Here is a 21,743-nt window from a genome sequence, read left to right as displayed (position 1 = left end):
GCGTGCCCCGCTCCATCCAATAAAAACAAGGTGAAAAGGCCATGTACAAAATTCTGATTGCCGACGATCACCCCCTGTTTCGCGAAGCCATCCACAACGTCATCAGCGATGGCTTCCAGGGCAGCGAGGTCATGGAGACCGCCGACCTTGAAAGCGCCCTGGCCCTGACCCAGGCGCATGACGACCTCGACCTGATCCTGCTCGACCTGAACATGCCCGGCATGCACGGCCTCAATGGCTTGATCACCCTGCGCAACGAGGCGCCGACCACGCCGGTGGTCATCGTTTCGGCCGAGCAGGAAAAACAGATCGTGCTGCAGGCCATTACCTACGGTGCCGTGGGTTTCATCACCAAGTCGTCGCCACGCTCACAGATGATCGAAGCGATCGAGCAGATCCTCAATGGCAATGTCTACCTGCCACCAGACATCATCCGCGCGCAGAAAAGCAGTACCAGCCGGCGCCATAACGATGCTCCGAGCTTCCCGCCGGAAATGCTCCAGGCCCTGACCCGCAAGCAACTGCTGGTGCTCGAGCGCATGACCAAAGGCGAATCGAACAAGCAGATCGCCTACACGCTGGACATCGCCGAAACCACCGTCAAGGCCCACGTTTCGGCGATCTTGCGCAAGCTCAATGTGCACAACCGGGTACAAGCCATCCTCAGTGCCGGCGATATCGATTTTGCTGATTATCTGCGCCGTTGACCTGTTCCGGCCGCTTCGCGGGTCAACCCGCGAAGCGGCCAACCGCTATGCCACGCCACTGGCCAGTAGATGGCTCATCGCCGTCTTGAGCTTCATCGGCCGTACGGGCTTGTGCATCAATGTGTGACCCAGCTCGCGGATCTGCTGCTTGAGATCATTGCTGTAGTTGGCAGTGATCATCAGCGCCGGTAGCGGCTGGGCACGGCGGGCATTGATCCGCGCTACGGCGTCGACACCATTGCAGTCGTTGTCCAGGTGGTAGTCGGCAATCAGCAGGTCGGCCTCGGCGTGGTAGTTGTCCACCTGGCGCGCCAGGTCTTCCTCCGACAGCGCAGTGACCACCCGGCAGCCCCAACCTTCCAGCAAGGTGCGCATGCCCGCGCAAATCGCCGCATCGTTATCCAGCACCCACACCCGCGCCCCACGCAGGCGTTCGAGCATCGGCTCGCAGATCACCTGGCTCGGCTGGGCCTTGGGTGCAGTGGCGCTCAGCGGCACCTCGACAGCGAACACCGAGCCTTTGCCCAGCCATGAACGCACGCGGATCCGGTGGCCGAGGATGCCGGCGATCTTCTCCACGATTGCCAGGCCCAGGCCCAGCCCACGGTCCTGGTCCGGGCGCTGCACATCACCCCGCTTGAACTCCAGGAACATGTCTTCCAGGTGTTCTTCGGCAATGCCGATGCCGCTGTCCCATACTTCAATCCGCACGCCACCGCGCTGGCGCCGGCACCCCAGCACCACGCGCCCGCTGCGGGTGTAGCGGATGGCATTGCTGAGCAGGTTGCGCAGGATGCGTGCCAGCAGCTGGATGTCACTGCGCACGACGGCTGAACACCCCACAAAATGCAGCTCTAACCCTTCGCTACGCGCCACCTGGGCGTATTCGGCAGCCAGGTTGTCCATCAGTTCGTGGAGGGCAAACGGGGCGACATCGGCCTTGATCACCCCGGCATCGAGCTTGGAAATATCCACCAGGGTGCCCAACAGGTTTTCCACATCCTCCAGCGAATTGCTGACATTTCGCACCAGGTGAGCAGCGTTTTGCGGCTCGTCGCGCTCGAGCAACGCACTGGTGAACAGCCGCGCCGCGTTCAGCGGTTGCAGCAGGTCATGGCTGACCGCAGCCAGGAACTTGGTTTTCGACAGGTTGGCCTGCTCGGCCTCGCGCTTGGCCTCGCGCAGACGCGACTCGGCCTGGCTGCGCTCTTCGATTTCGCGCAACAACTGGTCGTTGAGACTGGTCAGTTCGGCAGTGCGCTCGCGCACCCGTTGCTCCAGGTGCTGATACGCCTGGTGCAACGCCTGTGCGGTGTTACGGCGCTCGGTGATGTCGCGGATCAACACGAAGATACCCACCACTTCGCCACTGGCCAGGCGGTTCGGCACGTAGGAACGCAGCATGTAGCGTTCCTGGCCGTTGATATTGGTCTCGGCGAACTCGAACGTCACGCTCTCCCCCGCCAGTGCCCGCGCCACATAGCCTTCAAGGCGCTGGTAGTGCTGCTCGCTGTGGGCCTCGCGCAGGCTCTGGCCCAGCATCACACCATGCGGCCAGCAATACCACTCTTCGTAAACCTTGTTGGTGAATTCGTAGACCAGATCGGCGTTCAGGTAAGCGATCAGTGCCGGGACGTTGTCGGTAATCAGACGAATCTGGTGCTGGTGGGCCGTCTCGGCCCGCTGCCGGGCCTCGCTGAGCAGGCGGTTGACGGCCTTGAGCTCGGCCATGGCCTGGTTCAGCGCATCGGTGCGTTCGCGCACCTGCTCGGCCAGCACCACCGAATGCTGGAACGCGGCGTATGGATCGTTGCCCCGGGTCACGCCCGACTCGATGCGCTCGATCAGTGCGTCATTGATGCGCTGCAGCTTGTGGTTCTGGTGCTGCAGCCGGGTCAGCTCGGCCTGCAGTTCAGCGACCGACAGGAGGCCGGTTGCGGGCAATGGCGACCCCGGTGAAGGTCTGGTTGATGTGCATGCCATTGAACTGTTCTCCGTAGGTGTTGAAGCCGATCACCCGTTGCTCGCGCAGGAACGCGCCGACCGGCTCCAGGCCGTGATGGGCCTCCAGTTCCAGCCGCCGCAGGAAACAATCACAACCGATGGTCAGCAGCAATGGTCCGAGACGCTGGTGCAGGCCATCGAACAGCTGGTGCAGGTTCGGCAACAGCGGGCCCGGGGTCATGGCCGTGAGCACGATGCCGTTCTCCACCGCGCAGTAGAAGCTCAAGCTGAGGTCAGGATGCATTTGCTGGATCGCCCGCACGTAGTACTGATCATGAATGCGCACAGCCAGCGGGTGGGCGGCGAACACCCGGTGATCGAGCGCAGCCACGGGTACACCGATGTGGCGGGCATATTCCTCGGCCGCCGGCTCGGCATTCAGTTCGAAAACCCGGCGCTGGGCGCTGTCGGCACCGGTTACCACCAGCTTTTCCTGGCGCGGCAGGATGTGATGCGTGGTGAACACTTCGAAGTCGAGCCAGGTGTTGACCAGCACCACCACGGCGGCGCCGTTGTGGAATGCACCGCCGTAATACACATGGGTGCGGTTCAGGTAATTGTCGTCACCGGCCGAGCCGCCGAAGTGCGGGATATCCCCCAGGGCTGCGCTGAGTGCGGCAAGCACCATCTCCTCGCGGCTGGACAAGCCATCGAGCAGCGTGAGTGCAAAGCTGTGGCCCTTGATTGGCGCCAGGGTATTGCTGCGGCAGGTGCCGACCAGCCGCTCGACCATCTGCTGCGCGTCGATCAGGCTGAAGCGCTCCATCTCATCGATCAACGCGGTGGCGATCGAAAAGTGCCGGTGATCGAAGCCCACCGCCGTCACGCAATTGCGGCCGTAGCCCAGCGGGGTGATTTCACCGGCGCTGGTGCAGCCGACCAGGCGTATGCCGCCAAAGTCCTGTTCCAATGCTTCGCCCAAAGCCTGCAAGTCGTATTCGGCGGAGCAGAAGAACAGCACGAAACCCAGGTGCGGGTGCAGCAACTGCCGCGCCAGGTCCTGAGCGGCCAGCCGTGCGTCGGTAGCCTGAGACATGGCACTGACCACACCGTCGTTATGAGCCTGCTGCATCGTGGTCTCCGGCACGGGGTGGCTGAGTGATCAGTTTAAGGAGCGGGTGGCGGGTGACGAATGCTACTTGGGTAGCGGGTGGGCGGTTCCATGGGCGTAAAAGACCGCGTCATTCGGGGCCGCGTTGCGGCCCCGGCCACTTACCAGGTCAACACCGCGCCCACCGCAAAGGTATCGGTGTCTTCGTTCTGCGCACTGGTGTCATGCCCGTCGATGGAAAACTGGTTGTACTCGGCAACCAGTTTCAGGTTGTCGTTGATGTCATGGAACAGCGCCACACCCCGGGTCTCGTAGTCCGCGCCGCTGCCAACCGCACCGTTGCCATCGTCCTTGGTCTTGCCATAGGACAGCGCCACGCGGTTCTTGCCGAACTTGTACGAGCCCTGCAGCAGGTAGCCATCACTGTCGACATTGCGCAAAACCGGTTCGCCGGCATTGTTGGTGAAGAACGGGTTGATGCCTTTGGCCTGGAACCCCGAGCCGGTCAGCGACCAGCCGCCCATCTTTGCCTGCACCCCGTAACCCACCCCCTTGGAAGTGATCGTTTCTACCGTGGAGTCAGTATTGTCCGAGGTCTGGTAACTGCCGTTGACCCAGCTGTAGATCTGCGCGCCACCGAGGTCGAACTGGTAGGTGATCTCGCTCTCGGTGCGTGGGTTTTCCTGGTAGGCCTTTCCGGTCGGGCTGCTGTCGTTGGTGTCCACCGGGTCCATGATGCCCACCGCCACCCGTAGGCCCTCCATCACTGGCGTACGGTAGGTGATCTGTGAGGTAGGGAACGGGTATGGGTAACCGCTGCCAATGTTGCCGAACGACACCCCGCCGCCGTCCACCAGCCCCAGGGTGTCGCTGACCTGGCCATAGCCGGCCAGCAGTTCGTCGAGCAGGATGTTGGAACGGGCGAACAGCCCGAAGTCCTTGCCGATCAGCACCTCGCCCCACTCGGGGTTGGCCACCGTGCCATAGAACTGGCGCACGTCGATGGCGGTGTCGGTGCCGTTGGTTTCACTGTCGTTGATGGTTACCCAGAACGAGGCACGCGCGCCGAGCTTCAGGTCATCCACCTGCTTGCCCATGTTGAAGCCGAGGTAGTTGGGCAAGAAGCCCATCTTCACCCGCGACTGGCGGCGGTCAAACTGCTCGCCCTCACGGTCGACCTCGCTGTTGACGTAGAAGGCGTTGATATAGCCATCGGTGGAAAACGTCGTCTGATCCTTGTCGTACAGCATGATCTCGGCTTCGGCGACGCTGCTCAGGCCAAGCGCAGAAAAGCTGGCGATGGCGGCTGCGAGAAAACGAGGCGGCAGGTGCTTATTGTTGTTGTGCATGGCGCGCTCCAAACGGGGACGGGATGTCGGAGGCGATTATCAGAAGGGGGCAAACTGCCAGAAACGCTGCTTTGGCGTGGGGTGGCGAGTGCTTTGGGGCGGGAGGGTGTGGCCCGGTGATTTGGTCCTGGTACCTGCTTGGGTCCTGGTCCGAGACTTATGGCTCAGGCAGGAGTGGCAGGCGGGTATCAATACGATTGAATGAACCGGGGCCGCCTTGCGGCCCTTCGCGGGCTCGCCCGCTCCCACAATTTCAGGATCCACGACCCCTGTGGGAGCGGGCGAGCCCGCGAAGGGCTGCAAAGCAGCCCCAATTACATTGTCTGAGCGGAATCTCCTGGCTTCAGGAAGCCAGTGCCTGCGAACGCTGGCAAGCGGGCATTTCATAACGGTGCGGTTGCTGCCAGGCCAGCCGTGCCTGCACATCCACCACCGCGTCCTTCACCTTCTGCGCCCAGTGCTCATCCTTCGGGCACACCACCACCACGCGGAAACCGTGATCGACACCTTCCAGGCGCACACCTTCGGAATCATCTACGTGCAGATCGATATCAAAAGCCGAAGGCAGCTTGGAGGGTGAGTTTTCCAGCCCTCGCTGGGCCAGGATGTGCTGGTGCCGATCGCTGTTGACCACGCCATCGACATGAATGCCGTAAAGCATCAGCCAGCGGCGGATGTAAGCCGGGGTACGCCCCGAGGAGGTGTAGATCCAGATGCTGCAGCCCTGGCGGCGCAGGTCGCGGATCAGTTCGCGGGTGCCGCTGCGCAGGGGCTCACCCAGCCAGCGATGGACGAACCCCGGCAGCTTGCTGTCCTCGGCGGCGGCGTGTTCGGGCAGGCAGGCCAACGTGTCGTCGATATCGAACGAAATGCGTACCTGGCCACGCTTGAGCTTGCGCTCGATAGCTTGCCGCCCTCGTACGAACAGGGATGAACCTTGCATCAGCGGCTCCCCTCGCAGGCAGGCACGGGCGTGCCGTTCAGGAAGAACTTGCCGGGCTCAGGCGCCTTCGCTTCCAGGAACGCGGCGTACTTTTTCTTGATCTTGGGGAGTTCGTACAAAGCCTTGACACCGTGTTTGGCGGAGTTGCGTATGACCGAGGACGGGTTGAAGTAACCCTCGGCGTTGTCCAGCGACAGCACGAATGGCGGCAGACCGGCACGCATCAGCAAATAGCTGACAATAAGCGAACCCGTGCGATTGTTGCCTTCGATGAACAGCTGCGGCTTGCTGAGAATCCGTACATACACACCTGCTGCCCGCTTCCAGATGGAATCGCTGCGGTACGCGCAGTACCAGTTGTACAAATCCTTGATGCCACCTTCCACGTTGTTGAAAAAGTGCGCTTCGGTTGCCGCAAGGTGCGGGGCGAATTCCAGGCGACGGGCCGGATCGCTACCGCATAGCACGGTGGCATTGATTTCCAGCATCAGGTTCAGCTGTTGCAGGTCGAACAGGTCGATACCGCGAGCGACATAGTCGTCAATCAGCGCATAGCCTTCAACCACATTCAGCAGCACCTCGTCGGTAAACGGGTCCCGCGGCTCGGTGAAATGCTGGCTGAGTTCGGCAAAACGGCCCTGCACCTCGCGCAGTGCGCGCTCTACCGCTGACAGATCAAGACGACGCGTCGCTCGCATTGGTAATCCCGGGTAACACTTTAACGGAAGGTAACGCGGCCGGGTGTTGCAACCTTCCTGGCTGCAACACCCGCCCACCTTGGGCTTGCAGGGCTCAGCTGAACTTGCCGCTGATGTAGTCGCTGGTCAGCTGCTCGCGCGGGTTCTGGAAAATCTGCGCGGTTGGGCCCATCTCGACCAGGTAGCCGGTGCGCGTGCCCTGGGAAATATCCACCGAGAAGAACGCGGTGGTGTCGGCCACACGAATCGCCTGCTGCATGTTATGGGTCACCAGGGCGATGGTGTAGTCCTTTTTCAGCTCGACCATCAGCTCTTCCACGCGGCGGGTGGCAATCGGGTCGAGTGCCGAGCAGGGCTCGTCCAGCAAAAGCACTTCCGGCTCGGTGGCGATCGCACGGGCGATGCACAGGCGCTGCTGCTGGCCACCGGACAGCGACAGCCCGCTGACCTTGAGCTTGTCCTTCACTTCGTCCCACAGCGCGGCGCCTTGCAAGGCGTGCTTCACGCGATCGCCCAAGTCGCCTTTGTAGCGGTTCAGGCGCAGGCCGAAGGCCACATTGTCGAAGATGCTCATCGAGAACGGGTTGGGCTGCTGGAACACCATGCCGATATAGCGGCGCACTACAACAGGGTCGACGCCCTTGCCGTAGACATCCTGCCCAAGAAAGTGCACATGGCCTTCGAAGCGGAAGCCCTTCACCAAGTCATTCATACGGTTCAAGCTACGCAGCACGGTACTCTTGCCGCAGCCCGACGGGCCGATGAAACCGGTGATCTCGTTTTTCCTGATCGGCACATGGCTGTCACGCACGGCCATGAAGTTACCGTAGAAAATCTTGTCGAGCTTGCAGTCCATGACGATGGGGGCTTCGCTGACCAGGGGAGCGGCTCTTTGCGCAGTGGATACGTTCAAGTTGGATGCTCCCTTTCTCAATACTTGGGCTTGCCGAAGACTCGGCTCAGAATGTTGATTACCAGCACGATCATTACCAGCACCAGCGAGGCCGCCCAGGCGAGCTCAAGCTGGTTGTCGAACGGCATGCCGGAGAAGTTGTAGATAAGGACGGCGAGCGAGGCCGTAGGGTTCATGACCTCCAGGCTGCCGTCATGGTAGATCCAGTAGTTGCTGAACAACGCGGTGAACAGCAGTGGCGCGGTTTCGCCAGCGGCGCGGGCCACGGCCAGCATGACGCCGGTGAGGATGGCCGGCAGGCCGGTAGGCAGCACGATCTTCCAGATGACCTGGGCGCGGGTGCAACCCATGCCGTAGGCAGCGTCCTTCATGATCTTGGGCACCATCTTCATCGACTCTTCGGCGGTCAGCACCACGATCGGCAGCATCAGCACCGCCAGGGCCACGCCGCCTGCCGGTGCCGAGTAGGTACCGGTGGTCATCACCACCAGGGCGTAGGCGAACACCCCGGCCAGGATCGATGGCAGGCCAGTGAGCATCTTGGCGGCAAAGCGCGCAGCGTTGGCCAGCTTGCTGTCGGGGCCGAGCTCGGCCAGGAACACCGCTGCCAAAATACCGACCGGAACGGCGATGGCGGCGGCAATGCCGACCATCACGAAGGTACCGGCCATGGCGTTGCCGAAGCCGCCGCCCATTTCGAAACCGGTAGGTGGCAGTTCGGTGAACACTTCCAGGTTGAGCCGTGCGCCACCGCGGGTGATCAGCATGTACAGCACGGAAATCAGCGGCACGCTGGCCACCAGTGCCGCAAACCAGGCCAGCGTGGTCAGGATCAGGCTGCGCAGGGCACGGCCTTCCAGCTTGCGCTGCAGGCTGGGCAACGCGGCTACAGGGGTCGTCAGGTCAGTCATTGTTTGTTACCACGCTGGGCGTAGAGCATGATCATCGAGCCGAGAACGTTCACCAGCAGGGTGATGAACATCAGTACCAGTGCCGCGTACATCAGCACTTCGACCTCGTTCGGGCCGGCTTCCGGGAAGTTCAGCGCCAGCAGCGCCGCCAGGGTGTTGGCCGGTGCGAACAAGGACAGGGAAATGGTGTTGGCGTTGCCGACCAGCATGGCCAGCGCCATGGTTTCACCGAGTGCACGGCCCAGGCCCAGCACCAGCGAACCGAAGATGCCGGTAGCCGCCGAGGGCACCATCACCTTGAGGATGGCTTCCCAGTGGGTGGTACCCATGCCGTAGGCAGCCTGCTTGGTTTTCATCGGTACGCTGGTCAGCGCATCCTGGGAAACCGCAGCGATGGTCGGCAGGATCATGATCGCCAGCACCAGCGCCGCAGGCAGCAGGCCTGGGCCACTCAGGGAGGTGCCGAAAAACGGGATCCAGCCCAGCTCGCTGTTCAGCCAGGCGGTCAACGGGCGAATCGCCGGGATGACCACATAGATGCCCCACAGGCCGTACACCACGCTGGGGATGGCGGCGAGCAACTCGACGATGGTGCGAAACACCGCGGCAAGCTTGGCCGGAAGGAAATCCTGGGTCAGGAAAATGGCCATGCTGACGCCGAAGAAACCGGCGATCAACAGGGCGATCAAGGCGCTGTACAGCGTACCCCAGATCGCTGGCAGAATACCGTACTTGCCTTGGTTAACGTCCCAGACGCTGCCGAACAACACGTCAAAACCGTGCTTTTCAATGCCGGGCAGTGCCTTGCGGCCCACTTCGTAGACCAGCGCGAAGACCAGCGCCAGTACCAGCACCACGCCAATGCGCGCAAGCGCACGGAAGGTGCGATCGACCAGAAAGTCTTTCGCAGACGGTGGCTGGCACGCGGAGTCGGGGTTATCCGGTATGGCAAAAGGTGTGTTCATTGGCGAGTTCCGGGACAAGGGACAAACACCCCCGGCATGGCTTCATGCCGATACCGGGAGCGCCTGGGTATTACTGGATGTTGGCGGACGCTTTACGCACCTGGTCTACTACCGACGGCGGCAGCGGGATGTAACCCATCGAGTCGGCGATGGTCTGGCCTTTGGTCAGGCTGTACTCGACCATTTCACGCATGGCCTTGGCTTTTTCCGGGTTGCCGTTGTCCTTGCGGAAAATCATCCAGGTATAGGAAGTGATCGGGTAGGACTTGGCACCGTCCGGGTCAGGCAGCCAGGCCACCAGGTTTTCCGGCATGTTCACCGCAGCCAGTGCTTCGGCACCGCTCTCGGCATTCGGCACGACGTATTGGCCGGCCTTGTTCTGCAACATGGCGAAGTCGACCTTGGCCAGCTTGGCGAAGCCGTACTCGATGTAGCCGATGGCGCCCGGGGTCTGGCGGACGGTGGCGGTTACGCCGTCGTTCTTCGGCGACTTGATGAACTTGTCGGTGGCCGGCCAGTTGACGGTATTGCCTTCACCCAGCCCTTGCTTGAAGTCAGCGTTGATGGCCGACAGGTGCTTGGTGAAGACGGCAGTGGTGCCGCTGGAGTCGGCACGCACAACCACGGTGATCGGGGTGGCAGGCAGCTTCAGGTCTGGGTTGGCCGCCGCGATTTGCGGGTCGTTCCACTGGGTGATCTTGCCGAGGAAGATATTGGAGTAGACGTCGCGCGGCAGCTTCAGCCCTTTAGGGTTGCCCGGCAGGTTGTAAGCCAGGACGATTTCACCGGCGGTCATTGGCAGCAACTGCACGCCTTCGCCAACCTTGGCAATGTCTGCTTCGCTCATGGCCGAGTCGCTGGCGGCGAAGTCGACGGTCTTGTTCAGGAAGTCCTGAACGCCCGCGCCGCTGCCCTTGGACTGGTAATCGACGGTGACCCCAGCCGTGTTCTTGCTGAAGTCCTTGAACCAGGTCAGGTAGATCGGTGCAGGGAAGCTGGCGCCCGAACCGGTCAACCGAACGTTTTCTGCAGCAAAGGCTGCCGAGGTGGCGCAAAGGGAAACGGCAACGGCGAGTGCAGCAGACTTCATCAGGCGTTTCATCAAAATGTGCTCCATGTGATGGCCGGCACACTTTGCATCAGCTGTGTTACAACTTTGTGACTATTGAATGGCAGGCCGCGCGGTAGAGCTTATTGACTGTGCCATCAGGCGCCGAGCCGGAACCCTGGAACGGCTCCAGTCTCGACGCTAACGCTTGAATGTGTCGATAGACCATGCAATGCGGCACCGGGAACAGGAACCTGGCCCCTGCAGGCGATCAACCGATGCCGGCGAGACCTGTATCACCGGCATCCGCACAGCGGTTGCGGCATGCACATTCGAACTCAGCCTGGGCACGGGTGGAAAAGTTCAGGCTCAGACGCATCTTGTCCTGGGTGTCGTAGAGGTCGTAACCCTCCCCCAGTGCGGCAGGAAAGCCAAGCCGCCGAGGATAAGCCTCTTTCTTGAGTGGCACTGCGGGAACCACAACGAAGCGTGTCTGCATGATCATCCCCTTCGGCAGTGCTTAAGTATTAGTACTGCTATGTGAAAGCATCAAGATGACTCATGCAATATTTTGGTTCAGCCGCCTATTCTCGCGGTGATGAGTGAGCAGAATCCCAGCAGGCAAATGACCCCGATGCCATAGAACAACGTTCTCCAGGGCTGCAAACCCCGCAGGTAGGCCAGCGTGTGCAGGACCCTTGCAACCGTGAACACCACACTCAGCCACAGTACCGGTAGCGTGGCGGCTTCCAGCGCAACAGCCAGCCCGCCGAGGGCAAAGAACATGGGAATGTTCTCCAGGTCGTTGGCCCAAACCTTGGCAGCACGTATCACCTGCGGGCGTTCTGCGGCCTGGGCGATGCGCCTGAACACGGCAGCGTCCTCCGGGTTGGTGAACGCGACGAAGCGCAAGCGGTGATAGCCCTGATAGCAGGAAACCAGGAACATCTTGAGGAACAGCACCACCACACACAGCGCATAAACCTGCAAGGCACTGCTCATGGCTGGCGCCCCTCGGCAACGCCTCTGGTCACCAGGTACAGCAACGGCCCAAGCGAAACGAACACGACGGTCAGCAGCAGGTAAGGCAGCACCGCGATCCCGGCTCTGCCGCGCATGCGGTTGTCTCTCACCATCCAGCAACCGGCCAGCCCGGCCATCAGGTACAGGTCGATGACCACCTGGGCCGTGTCCGCCTGCGCCAGCAGTGCCAGCCCGAATGCCAGCAGCGATTGCTCGGCAATCAGCATGGTCCAGCCGGTATACAGCGAAAACAGCACCAGTATTGCCAGCGCGCAGATACGCAAGCCCATATAGCTCTCCTTGATAGGGTTTGCCGGCACAGTAGTGATAGGGTTGCTTGCACTCAATGACCCGTGAGGTCATGGACATTGCACTCAAGGACGATCAGGGCAACGCATGAATCAGCATCTGTTCCATCGCAGCACCCCTGCCCCGCACATCTCAGCGGGCCAGCATCTTCGCGAACTGCGCCGTCAGGCCAACCTCAGCCAGCTGGAACTGGCGCTGCTGACGGGGCTGTCGCAGCGTCATCTGAGCTGTGTGGAAACAGGACGCGCCAAGGCCAGCCCAGGCACGTTGCATGCCCTGCTCTCAGCCCTGGATGCGCCGCTGGAGCGGTGCAACGAAGTGTTCGTTGCTGCAGGATACGCGCCCCGCTACGCCGCCACGCCGCTCGATGCGCCTGAACTGGCCTTGGTGAATACTGCCATCGAGCATATTCTGCAGGTGAACAACCCCGCTCCGGCGATCGTCATCGATAGCCACTGGGACGTCATCGCCGCCAACGCCAGTACCGGGCTGCTGTTGGCGATGGCCGGTGTCAGCGCACAGCCGGCAACCGGCCTCAACCTGCTACAGACACTGCTGTGCCCCGGTGGCCTGGGTGATCACCTGGCCAACGCGCCGGAAATCCGCGCTGCAGCCTGGCAACGTGCATCCCGGGAGGCCGCAGGCAATCCGGCACTGGCAGCGCGCTTGCGCGACTTGCCGGCCCCGGCAAGCCCGTGCCAGATGACGACAGCCACCCCTCTGCTGCTGACCCGCGTGAACACCCCATATGGTGAGCTACGGTTCCTGTCCACGTTCACCACCTTTGGCATGCCGCAGGATGTCACCGTGCAGTCACTGCGCATCGAACACCTGATCCCCGCCGACCCTCAGACCCGGCAAAGAATGCAGGCAGCGTTCGAGCAATGGTCGGCCGTTACAGCGTAAACGTCAGGGTCTGGCCAAGGAACCTGGCGCTGACCTCGTGGCCTGTTTCATGCAGGTCGAACGGCTGGCACATGGCCCCGGTGGTCACGACATCCCCGGCCTTCAGGGTCTGGCCACGCTCGGCAGCGTGCGCGTACAGGTGAGCCAGCGACACCAGCGGGTCGGTGGCCGCATCGCCAGACAAGCCACCGGCGCGCCGTTGACCATCCACATGCACCTCGGTGGTTTCGGCCAGGTCAGCGAGCAACGGCACATTTATACCAGCGCCCAGGCTATTGCCGACCACCAATGCTTCAAACCCCACGTTGTCAGCCACAAAACTTGGCCAGCCGACAGCCTTGCGGTCGACAAAGCGCGAACGCACCACTTCAAAGGTGACGCACGTGGCGCGAATATCCTCACTCACCGGTACGCGCCCGGCTTGCGGAGGAATATCCCGGTCCAGCACGAAGGCAATTTCGCATTCGATGGTCACCGGCGTAACCGCTGGCAGCTTGATATGTGCGCCATCGGCATGGCAACGCCCCGCTTCCAGTTGGCCAATCAAGGGCCGCGACAACTTGCCTGCACGCATGCCAGCTGGGCTGCCGACGCCCAGCTTCCACCCGGCGCGCTGGCCTGCGGCAGCAGCAAACAACTGGTCCTGGCTGTCATAGCCTTGTTTCAACGTCTCGGGCTTGAGGCTGGCGGGCAGTTCCGTCAGCAGGTCACCGCTGCGCCAGTGTTGCAGTAGCAAGGCTGCAGTGCGTTGGTGTACGAAGAGCGAACGGTTCATCAAGACCTCATTGAGATAGGCGATGGCGGGCAACAGATGCTATGGCCTGAAATTGATAATGATAAATATATTGTCATGATGCCAATCATCACAAATTGTTATTGAACTGCCTGATGAAATCCGCCTGCAGGTGCATGCTCAGCGATCAGTGGAAACCGGCTGCTTCAACAACAACACATAAGCCATCGCAGCAACCGCGGCCACGGCGGCACTGATCAGGAATGCCGAAGCGAAGGACCCGGTCTGCTGAATGCTGAACCCGGTCACGATGGGCGCCACAGAGCCTGCCAGGTAGCCGCCGAAGTTCTGGATCGAGCCAAACGAGGCCACGCGCTGGCTATCGACCACGGTGTTGGCGATCATCCATGCGGTAGAGCTGGCCATGTTCACGCTGAACAGCGCACAACACAGCAGCGCCACGCTGAGCAGGAAGCCGCTACCGAACGACAGGGGAACGGTGAATGCGGCCGCCGCGAGCAACGCAGTCACTACAACCCGCTTACGGCTACCCAGCACACTGGCACCGTGCTTCACCAGGCGGTCGCAGATGCGGCCCGCGACAATGGTGCCCAACGCGCCGAACACATAGGCCAGCGAAACCACCCAGGCTGTCTGGTACAGGCTCAAGCCATGCTCGCGCTCGAAGTAGCCCGGCAGCCAGGTCAGGTGCAGCCATAGCATGTAGATCACCCCCATGAAGCCCAGTACTGCGCCCCAGGTGCTCTTGTGGCGGAACAGCTCGGCCCACGCCGCCAGTTGTGCCTGCACACTGGGCCTGGCGCTTGCCACCGCCTGTTTATGCGCCTGGGCCGCCAGCAGCAGCTCACGCTCCTCGGCAGGCAGTTCGGCCAGGTACTGCGCCTTGCTTTTGTAGAAGGCGAACCAGCAGGCGGCAACCAGAATGCCGAACACTCCGGTGACGATGAACATGCCGCGCCAACCCCATGTGACCATCAGCAGCGTCAGCAACGGCGGCGCCAGACACGGCCCGATGCAGGTCGATGACAGCACGATGCCGGTCGGCGTACCCCGCTTCTCGGCCTCGAACCACTCCGCCAGCGCCTTGGCCGCCGACGGGAACATCGGCGCCTCGCCAATTCCCAGCACCACCCTGAGCCCGATGAATGCAGAAAAACTGTTGATCAGGCCAGAAGCCGTCTGTGCCACCGACCAGCCCAGCAGGGCCGCCCCCAGCGAAATCTTGCTGCCCAGGCGGTCGATGATCATGCCCAAGGGCAGTTGCGAAAAGGCATACGCCAGGGAAAACGCCGACAGCAGAATGCCCATCTGTGACGGCGTGATGCCCATGTCGCGCTGGATGGACGTATTGGCAATCGACAGCGCACTGCGGTCGACGTAGTTGATGATGCCGATCACCAGCAACAGGCTGACGGTGATGACCTGGTACTTTCTGAACGGGTTCGAGCTGGCGACCGCTTCAGGTTCGCGGGCAAGCCCGGGTTGCGCATATTTGGTATTCATGGGCGTTCACTTTTGTTGTTATTGGTTGAACAGCAGGTAACGGCTTACATGGACGCTTCAAGCAGCCACTGGTAATCCTCGGCAGAGGCCTCACGTGGGTTGGTGCGGTGGCTGTGATCAGCCAACGCGCCCTGGACGATGCGCGGGAACAGGTCCGGGCTGACATCCAGTTCGCCAAGGCCGGTCGGCAGGCCCAGACTACGGGTCATGTCGCGAATGGCATCTTCGATCTGGCTGTCATCGGCCAGCCCCATCGCCTGAGCGATGCGTTGCATCTTGTGTTCACTCACCACCGTTTCGGCCGTGCGGTTGAAGCGGATGACGGCAGGCAGGAAGATCGCATTGAGGGTGCCGTGGTGCAGGCGTGGGTTGATCCCGCCTAACGCATGGCTAAGGCTGTGCACGCAGCCCAGGCCTTTCTGGAAGGCCAGCGCCCCTTGCAGCGATGCGCTCATCATGTTGATGCGCCCGTCCAGGTTGCCCGGCGCGCGGGTGGCTCGTTCGATGAAGCGCCAGGCCCGCCACAGGCCGTCCAGGGCAATGCCGTCGGCAGGCGGGTTGAACGCCGGTGCCATGAAGGTTTCCAGGCAGTGGGCAATCGCGTCCATGCCGGTGGCAGCCGTGAGTTGTGCCGGCAGCCCGAGCGTCAGTGCCGGGTCACAGATGGCGGCCTTGGGCACCACATGGGGCGAGATCACCCCCACCTTGCGCCCGTCGTCGAGTATCAGGATGGCACCGCGCCCGACCTCGCTCCCCGTGCCGGCCGTGGTCGGCACCGCAATCACCGGCGCGGTTGCCGAGGTGATTCGGGCCAGGCCGCCCTCGATCACCGCAAAACCCTTCAACGGGCCGTCGTGCCGGGCGCACACGGCCACCCCCTTGGCCAGGTCGATCGCCGAGCCACCGCCAATGGCGATGATGCCATCACAGCCATATGCCTTGAACATGGCCACAGCCTCACGCACGGCATGCTCGTTGGGGTTGGGTGGCGTACCGTCGTAGATCGGCAGTTGTGCCGTGTCGCTGGCGAAGGTGTTCAACGCCGTATCGACGATACCGGCGGCACGCACGCCACGGTCGGTCACGATCAAAGGCCTGGTTATACCAATGCGCTCACATTCGGCAGGCAGGCATGCAATGGCACCGATATCGAATTGGATCTGGGTGATGTAGTTGATCAGGGACATAAGGCTTGGCAGGCTCCTGGCTTTATTATTCTGGGCGTTTCAGCCGCACTGGATGCGACACTGTGCAGCGCCAGTATAGGAATGCGCGGCTGGCCATGGTATTGAGAACAATCCATATCGGTATAACCAGGACGAATACCAGATGACCCCATCGCTCAATTCGATCATGTCCCGCCTGCACGCCCGCCATCTGCGCTTGTTGATCGAGTTGGACGAGCACCGCTCGCTGCTCGGTGCAGCAAGCAGCGTCGGGCTTACCCAGCCTGGTGCCAGCAAGGCCTTGCAGGAAATCGAAACCACCTTCGGCACTGTGCTGTTCAACCGCACCAACCGAGGCCTGGAGCCCACGGCCGCCGGACACTGCGCCATCCGCTACGCACGCCTGTTGCAGACCGATATCGCCAACCTGCGGCACGATCTGGATGCAATCCTGCGTGGGGTCGGCGGCCGGCTGGCTGTGGGGGCGATCATGGGGGCGGTGCCGTTGCTGATGAAGGCGGTGTCACAGCTGGCCAGCATCCAGCCGCAGATGTCGTTCGAAATCATCGAAGACACCAGCCAGTCGCTGCTGACCCAGATCGAGAGCGGCCGCCTGGACATCGCCCTGTGCCGCACCAGTGTCAGCAATACGCCGCAGCTGTTCGCCAGCACCTTTGTCCAGGATGAGACACTGGCGGTCATCGCCAACATCGACCACCCGCTCAAGCATGCGCCAAGCCTGAGCCTTGCCGACCTGGCCGAGAGCCGCTGGATCGTCTACCGGGCCAACATGCCCATGCGCGTGCAACTGGAGCGCGAATTTCACGATGCCGGGCTGCGCTTCCCGCTGCACCTGGTTGAAACCACTTCGATCCTGGCGACCTTGTCGCTGTTGCAAAACCGTCCTGACTTCGTTGCGCTGGTGTCGATCGACGTGGCCCAGCAATGTGCAATGAATCAACAGGTCAGCATACTGCCCTTGAGCATGGGCTCGGTCAGCGACCCCTACGAGTTGGTTACCCGTAAAGGCAGCCAGGCAACACCGGCCATGGACACGCTCACCGAACTGCTGCTGTTGCAGGGCCGACAGCGCTGCGACAGTTAATGCGGTTTCATGGCAGAAGCCACTGGGAAATCCGGGCTGAGAGGCTGAGGTTCAAGACAGTAATGAGGCAGCCCGCCAGCCCTGGGTAATCAGCCTTGCAGCTACACCGGCAGTGCTGTTGGCGGCATGACGTGCACTTACACCTGCACGCCATTGACCCAGATCAAGCCCTCGCGCCGGGTTCGCGCGACGATGGCTGCACGCAAGGAATGACTCAAGCACCGCCAGGCGCACAGTGCTCAAGGTTTACCGCTTGATCGCTGTGCGCGGCCTTGGCCAAGGAGCCCCACATGAACCCGATGAAACACATACTGGTTGCCACCGACCTTTCCCCACATGCCCGCAACGCCGCTGAGCGCGCTGCCTACCTGAGCGATGCGCAACAGGCCTCGCTGGACCTGCTCTACGTTGCCAACCCGGCACCCTTCGAGCGCCTCAAACAGTTGGTGACGCCTGATGACGATCTGTTGAAACGCGTACTGGATAGCGCAGGCGAGAAAACCCACGCACTGGCAGCGCTGCTGTTCCAGCGTTACGGTATCTCCGCTGGCGTGCAGGTCGCCAGCGGCTCGGTGATCACGGAGATCAACCGGGTGGTGCAGGACAAGCACAGCGACCTGCTGGTGTGTGGGGCCAGGGGCCAGAGCGTGGCACGGCGCCTGCTGCTGGGCTCGACCGTGCAGATACTGCTCAACCGCATGCCCTGCCCTTTGCTAGTGGTCAAGCCGGCCCCTCGTGATGCCTACCGCACCGTGCTGGTGCCAGTCGATTTTTCGTCCGTTTCACTGCGCACCATCGAATTGGCCAAGGCCATTGCACCGCAAGCAGAGATCATTCTGCTGCATGTGTACGAAGCCCCGTTCGAAGCCAGCGTACGCTTCGCCCATCTCGACCACGACACCCTCACCCACTACCGCAATGTCATCCGCAAGGATGCACAAGTACAGCTCGCGGCGCTGAGTGAGGCTGCCGGCCTGGCCGATGCACGGCAGATCCTTGTGCACGGTGACCCTGGCTGGCGCATTGCAGAGCAGGAACAGGAGCTGGAGTGCGACCTGATCGTGGTCGGCAAGCAGGGGGCAAGCGCGCTGGAGGAACTGCTGGTGGGCAGCGTCACCAAGCATGTACTGAGCGAATCGCAGTGTGATGTGCTGGTCTCGCCATAGCATACCGTGCCTGCCGAGCACGCTGATAAGCGCCCTCGGCAGGCGCCGCTGTGCAAGCGTCAGCCCTGCCCTTGCACGTTCTGCGCTTGCCTGCGGTAGCTGGAAAGCGACAAACCGGTCTGACGCTTGAAATAGCGGCACAGGTAAGACGCGTCGGCAAAATTGAGCGCATCGGCAATTTGCCCGACAGCGTGATTACTGTAGGAAAGCAGTGCCTTGATTTCCAAGGTCACCTGCCGATCGATCAAACCTTTCGGGCTGGCATTGAAATACACCTTTGTCAGTTGCGACAGATAGAACGGGGTGATGTTAAGCGCGTCGGCATAGAACTTAACCTCGCGCTGCCGAGTGCTGTGTTTGCCTACCAGCTCCCAGAATCGCCAACTCAGCGCTTCCTTGCGGCTGAACGCCCTGCCTGCTGTCGGTAACACGGGAAGCTGCTCGGCAATCTTCAGGAAAAGGTTCTGTAGCTGGTTGCGCAGCATGATGTGCTGATAAGTGGCACAGCACCGCACAATATCGCGCATCTGCCTCAGCCACCCTTCCAGCAGCGGCCTCTCGCTTTCGGCAAGTACACAGTGCGGATGGTCGTGCAGAAAGACGAACAATGAATTGGGCAGTGGGTAGGCGACCTCGGCAGCAAGTGCTTGCGGTATCAGGCAGAAAAACACCTTGAAACGCCGTGAGCGACATTTGAGCAAGGCTATGGTGTCTTCGGCCAGCACCAGCACATCTGCGCGCCTGACAGCATGCTCTTTGAAGTTCAGCGTGAAACGGGCAGCCCCGGACAGGCACACAAGCAGTGTCAGATAGGCATGACCGAACGACAGTGGCGCCCCCTGCCCGTCGGCAAGCGTGCTTTCACCTGTCTGGATCGGATCACCAGCCGCGTAAAGTTTCGGAATGTGATGCATCGCACTCGGTACCACCGCCAGATAGAGCCAACAGCCTAACATCAAGCACCCGTGCAGTTTCGAAAAGTACCGATAATGCCAAGGTAGTGACGTTTACCGCGTGGCCAGTCGGCCATACGCTGGCCCAACGGACCAGACACGAGTACAGGACATGAAATTGGAAACCGAACGTTTGCTGCTTCGCCCTTGGCTGGAGAGCGACGCTGCTGATTTGTACGAATATGCCAAGGACGAGCGCGTCGGCCCCGCTGCGGGCTGGCCTGTGCACACCAGTGTGGAGCACAGCCGCGAGGTCATTCGCGAAGTGTTCAACCACCCCGAAGTGTACGCCCTTGAGCTCAAGCAGAATCAACGTGTCGTAGGCTGTGTCGGCCTGCTGACTGGCAGTAACAGCAACTTCGAGATCAGTGAACAGGAAGGTGAAATTTCCTACTGGATCGGGGTTCCCTACTGGGGCAAAGGCCTGGTTCCGGAGGCTGTGCGGGAAGTCATGCGCCACGCCTTCGAAACCCTGAAACTGCAGGCACTGTGGTGTGGCTACTACACTGACAACAGCCAGTCACAGGCTGCCCAGGCGAAGTGTGGCTTCCGTCATCATCACACCGAAGAAAACAAGCACAACCGCTTCCTCGACGACTATCGTACTGAGCACATCAGCCGCATCACCTACCAGCAGTGGGTGGAGGGTGAGCAACCGCATAACTAGCCGACGGCGACGCCCGTACGGTGCGTTCGATCACTCGCTGGGCACACCCGGTATACGACGCAGGAAAGAGAAGCTGACGCTGCAGGCTGCAAATTGCCATGGCCTGCACCGGTGCGGCACCGGTAGGGCGTAGTCGCTGCCAGCGCGCTCTCCACAGGGCGTTTCATCGATTGCACTGATGATTACTATCGAGCGGCCTGCCTGTCGGCCTGGCACGGCCGCCTCTACAATCCCCTGCAAATCCCCCCGCTCCTGCGCCTGCTACAGGCGAGATCCCTCATGGAACCTAACCCATGCCAAGCAACAGCCAGGCCCCTCGCGGCCTTCCCGAACACAGCCAACAAAGCGTGACCCAGCAATGGCTGGCAATCCTCTCGGTAGCCGTGGGTGCTTTCGCCCTGGTCACCAGTGAGTTCCTCCCGGTGGGGGTGCTGAACGATGTAGCCAGCGACCTTGGCATCAGTGCAGGCCTTGCCGGCCTGATGGTGACCCTGCCAGGGATCATGGCTGCGTTAGCCGCCCCGTTGATTTCCGTAGGCGTCGGCGCGCTGGACCGGCGCTACCTGCTGATCGGCCTGACGCTGATCATGATCATCGCCAACGCCATCGTGGCCTACGCCGGCGACTTCAACCTGCTGTTGGTCGGCCGTGTGCTACTGGGTATCAGTATCGGCGGCTTCTGGGCGACAGCCATCGCCCTCAGCGGCCGCCTGGCACCTGACGGGATGGGCGTAGCCAAAGCCAACTCCATCATCATGGCGGGCGTAACCCTGGCGACGGTAGTGGGCGTGCCTGTCGGCACCTGGCTGAGTGGCCTGATGGGCTGGCGCATGACGTTCCTGGTCACTGCACTGGTAGGCGTACCGGTGCTGCTGGCACAGGTCTTCCTGCTGCCGCGGCTGATGCCGGAAAAGGCCATTCGCATCCGCGACCTGCCGGCGTTGTTCATCAACCCGCAAGCACGGGTCGGTTTGATCGCCGTGTTGCTGATCGGCCTGGCGCACTTTGCTGCGTACACCTATGTCGCACCGTTCTTCAAACAGAATGCCGGCTTTGACGGGCCTACGATCGGTTCATTGTTGCTGCTGTATGGCGTGGCCGGCTTCATGGGCAACATCTTCGCCGGCTTTGCTGCCAACCGCAGCGTGCGGCATACCCTGATGCTGGTCGCGCTCATGATCGCTATCAGCACCGCCCTGTTCCCGCACTTCGCCACCGGCATGACGGGTGCCGCCATGCTGATCGCACTGTGGGGCTTTGCCTTCGGTGCGTTCCCGGCATGTGCCAATATCTGGATGTTTGTCGTGGCGCCCAAGGATGTCGAACGTGGCATGCCGCTGTTCGTGGCCATGTTCCAGGTGATCATTGCCGTGGGCTCGTTCTTCGGCGGGCAAGTCGTGGACCATATGGGCACTGCGGTGCTGCTGAGCCTGGCCACGGCGCTGGTGGGCTGCGGCTTTGTCACCGTGCTGGTGCTGGGGCGCAACGTCAGTAACGATCTGGCGGCGCAGCCAGGCTAAGCAGCCGCCCAGGGCGGCTGCTCAAAGCGTGGGGCCGTGAAACCGAGGCGCCTGCTTCGCGGGCAAGCCCGCTCCCACAGGT

22 protein-coding genes are annotated in these 21,743 nt (G+C 61.7%); 6 read left to right on the top strand and 16 right to left on the bottom strand.

From position 1 onward, the window contains the following. Positions 1–41: 41 nt before the first annotated feature. On the top strand, positions 42–707 hold the full coding sequence (locus QYE47_RS07120; RefSeq protein WP_003254108.1) for a response regulator transcription factor: 666 nt from the start codon (positions 42–44) through the stop codon (positions 705–707). Positions 708–752: 45 nt separating this feature from the next. On the opposite strand, the gene QYE47_RS07115 is transcribed toward QYE47_RS07120, so the two are convergent. The 12 genes from QYE47_RS07115 to QYE47_RS07060 all read right to left on the bottom strand — a co-directional run bounded on the left by QYE47_RS07115 (position 753) and on the right by QYE47_RS07060 (position 11,902). Then, positions 753–2,651 carry a NahK/ErcS family hybrid sensor histidine kinase/response regulator gene (locus QYE47_RS07115; RefSeq protein WP_070383826.1) on the bottom strand — a complete coding sequence of 633 codons (1,899 nt, stop codon included), beginning with the start codon at positions 2,649–2,651 and terminating at the stop codon, positions 753–755. Then, entirely contained in the window at positions 2,620–3,783 is a 1,164-nt protein-coding gene (gene nosP, locus QYE47_RS07110; protein WP_014591394.1) for a nitric oxide-sensing protein NosP, read from the bottom strand. Before nosP ends, QYE47_RS07115 begins: the two co-directional genes overlap by 32 nt. Before the next feature lie 140 nt (positions 3,784–3,923). Next, positions 3,924–5,111 (bottom strand): porin, encoded by a 1,188-nt coding sequence (locus QYE47_RS07105; RefSeq protein ID WP_010953581.1) that lies wholly within the window; start codon positions 5,109–5,111, stop codon positions 3,924–3,926. Between the two features lie 343 nt (positions 5,112–5,454). Continuing rightward, a complete protein-coding gene (locus QYE47_RS07100; protein ID WP_070383825.1) occupies positions 5,455–6,054 on the bottom strand; it encodes a hypothetical protein in 600 nt (199 codons plus the stop codon). Next, positions 6,054–6,752 (bottom strand): hypothetical protein, encoded by a 699-nt coding sequence (locus QYE47_RS07095; RefSeq protein WP_004574211.1) that lies wholly within the window; start codon positions 6,750–6,752, stop codon positions 6,054–6,056. Before QYE47_RS07095 ends, QYE47_RS07100 begins: the two co-directional genes overlap by 1 nt. A gap of 94 nt (positions 6,753–6,846) precedes the next feature. Then, positions 6,847–7,608, bottom strand: a complete 762-nt coding sequence (pstB, locus tag QYE47_RS07090; RefSeq protein WP_017148287.1) for a phosphate ABC transporter ATP-binding protein PstB — start codon at positions 7,606–7,608, stop codon at positions 6,847–6,849. Positions 7,609–7,682: 74 nt separating this feature from the next. After that, the gene (gene pstA / locus QYE47_RS07085) at positions 7,683–8,576 is read right to left on the bottom strand and encodes a phosphate ABC transporter permease PstA (RefSeq protein WP_014591397.1); all 894 of its coding nucleotides are present in this window, start codon (positions 8,574–8,576) and stop codon (positions 7,683–7,685) included. Continuing rightward, the gene (gene pstC / locus QYE47_RS07080) at positions 8,573–9,541 is read right to left on the bottom strand and encodes a phosphate ABC transporter permease subunit PstC (RefSeq protein WP_004574212.1); all 969 of its coding nucleotides are present in this window, start codon (positions 9,539–9,541) and stop codon (positions 8,573–8,575) included. Before pstC ends, pstA begins: the two co-directional genes overlap by 4 nt. Before the next feature lie 70 nt (positions 9,542–9,611). After that, a complete protein-coding gene (gene pstS, locus QYE47_RS07075) occupies positions 9,612–10,643 on the bottom strand; it encodes a phosphate ABC transporter substrate-binding protein PstS (protein ID WP_003254123.1) in 1,032 nt (343 codons plus the stop codon). A gap of 217 nt (positions 10,644–10,860) precedes the next feature. Further along, positions 10,861–11,094 carry a hypothetical protein gene (locus QYE47_RS07070; protein WP_014591399.1) on the bottom strand — a complete coding sequence of 78 codons (234 nt, stop codon included), beginning with the start codon at positions 11,092–11,094 and terminating at the stop codon, positions 10,861–10,863. 71 nt (positions 11,095–11,165) lie between these two features. Then, positions 11,166–11,591, bottom strand: a complete 426-nt coding sequence (locus QYE47_RS07065; RefSeq protein ID WP_014591400.1) for an MAPEG family protein — start codon at positions 11,589–11,591, stop codon at positions 11,166–11,168. Further along, positions 11,588–11,902, bottom strand: coding sequence for a hypothetical protein (locus QYE47_RS07060; RefSeq protein WP_014591401.1), 315 nt, complete (start codon positions 11,900–11,902; stop codon positions 11,588–11,590). The genes QYE47_RS07065 and QYE47_RS07060 overlap by 4 nt, the downstream gene beginning before the upstream one ends. Before the next feature lie 106 nt (positions 11,903–12,008). Here QYE47_RS07060 and QYE47_RS07055 point away from each other — a divergent pair, with 106 nt between their 5' ends. Continuing rightward, positions 12,009–12,827, top strand: a complete 819-nt coding sequence (locus QYE47_RS07055; protein ID WP_010953573.1) for a helix-turn-helix domain-containing protein — start codon at positions 12,009–12,011, stop codon at positions 12,825–12,827. Here QYE47_RS07055 and QYE47_RS07050 read toward each other — a convergent pair. The 3 genes from QYE47_RS07050 to QYE47_RS07040 form a co-directional block, all read right to left on the bottom strand. Next, on the bottom strand, positions 12,817–13,602 hold the full coding sequence (locus QYE47_RS07050) for a fumarylacetoacetate hydrolase family protein (RefSeq protein ID WP_014591402.1): 786 nt from the start codon (positions 13,600–13,602) through the stop codon (positions 12,817–12,819). The two genes, QYE47_RS07055 and QYE47_RS07050, sit on opposite strands and share 11 nt — an antisense overlap. A 138-nt stretch (positions 13,603–13,740) precedes the next feature. Next, a complete protein-coding gene (locus QYE47_RS07045; protein WP_070383824.1) occupies positions 13,741–15,084 on the bottom strand; it encodes an MFS transporter in 1,344 nt (447 codons plus the stop codon). Positions 15,085–15,128: 44 nt separating this feature from the next. Beyond that, entirely contained in the window at positions 15,129–16,271 is a 1,143-nt protein-coding gene (locus QYE47_RS07040; RefSeq protein ID WP_070383823.1) for an iron-containing alcohol dehydrogenase, read from the bottom strand. Between the two features lie 142 nt (positions 16,272–16,413). Here QYE47_RS07040 and QYE47_RS07035 point away from each other — a divergent pair, with 142 nt between their 5' ends. Both QYE47_RS07035 and QYE47_RS07030 read left to right on the top strand, forming a co-directional pair. Continuing rightward, positions 16,414–17,355, top strand: coding sequence for a LysR family transcriptional regulator (locus QYE47_RS07035; protein WP_003254134.1), 942 nt, complete (start codon positions 16,414–16,416; stop codon positions 17,353–17,355). 290 nt (positions 17,356–17,645) lie between these two features. Beyond that, the gene (locus QYE47_RS07030; RefSeq protein ID WP_070383822.1) at positions 17,646–18,521 is read left to right on the top strand and encodes a universal stress protein; all 876 of its coding nucleotides are present in this window, start codon (positions 17,646–17,648) and stop codon (positions 18,519–18,521) included. A gap of 59 nt (positions 18,522–18,580) precedes the next feature. Here QYE47_RS07030 and QYE47_RS07025 read toward each other — a convergent pair whose 3' ends face one another. After that, on the bottom strand, positions 18,581–19,435 hold the full coding sequence (locus tag QYE47_RS07025) for a helix-turn-helix transcriptional regulator (RefSeq protein WP_070383821.1): 855 nt from the start codon (positions 19,433–19,435) through the stop codon (positions 18,581–18,583). Positions 19,436–19,586: 151 nt separating this feature from the next. Here QYE47_RS07025 and QYE47_RS07020 point away from each other — a divergent pair, with 151 nt between their 5' ends. After that, entirely contained in the window at positions 19,587–20,141 is a 555-nt protein-coding gene (locus QYE47_RS07020; protein ID WP_041167019.1) for a GNAT family N-acetyltransferase, read from the top strand. 293 nt (positions 20,142–20,434) lie between these two features. After that, the gene (locus tag QYE47_RS07015) at positions 20,435–21,661 is read left to right on the top strand and encodes an MFS transporter (protein WP_014591408.1); all 1,227 of its coding nucleotides are present in this window, start codon (positions 20,435–20,437) and stop codon (positions 21,659–21,661) included. Positions 21,662–21,743 lie beyond the last annotated feature (82 nt).

The organism is Pseudomonas sp. 2,4-D (assembly GCF_030418155.1).
GTDB lineage: Bacteria > Pseudomonadota > Gammaproteobacteria > Pseudomonadales > Pseudomonadaceae > Aquipseudomonas > Aquipseudomonas alloputida.
Note: the sequence above shows the minus strand (reverse complement) of the source record. Positions and strands in the feature narration are given on the sequence as shown.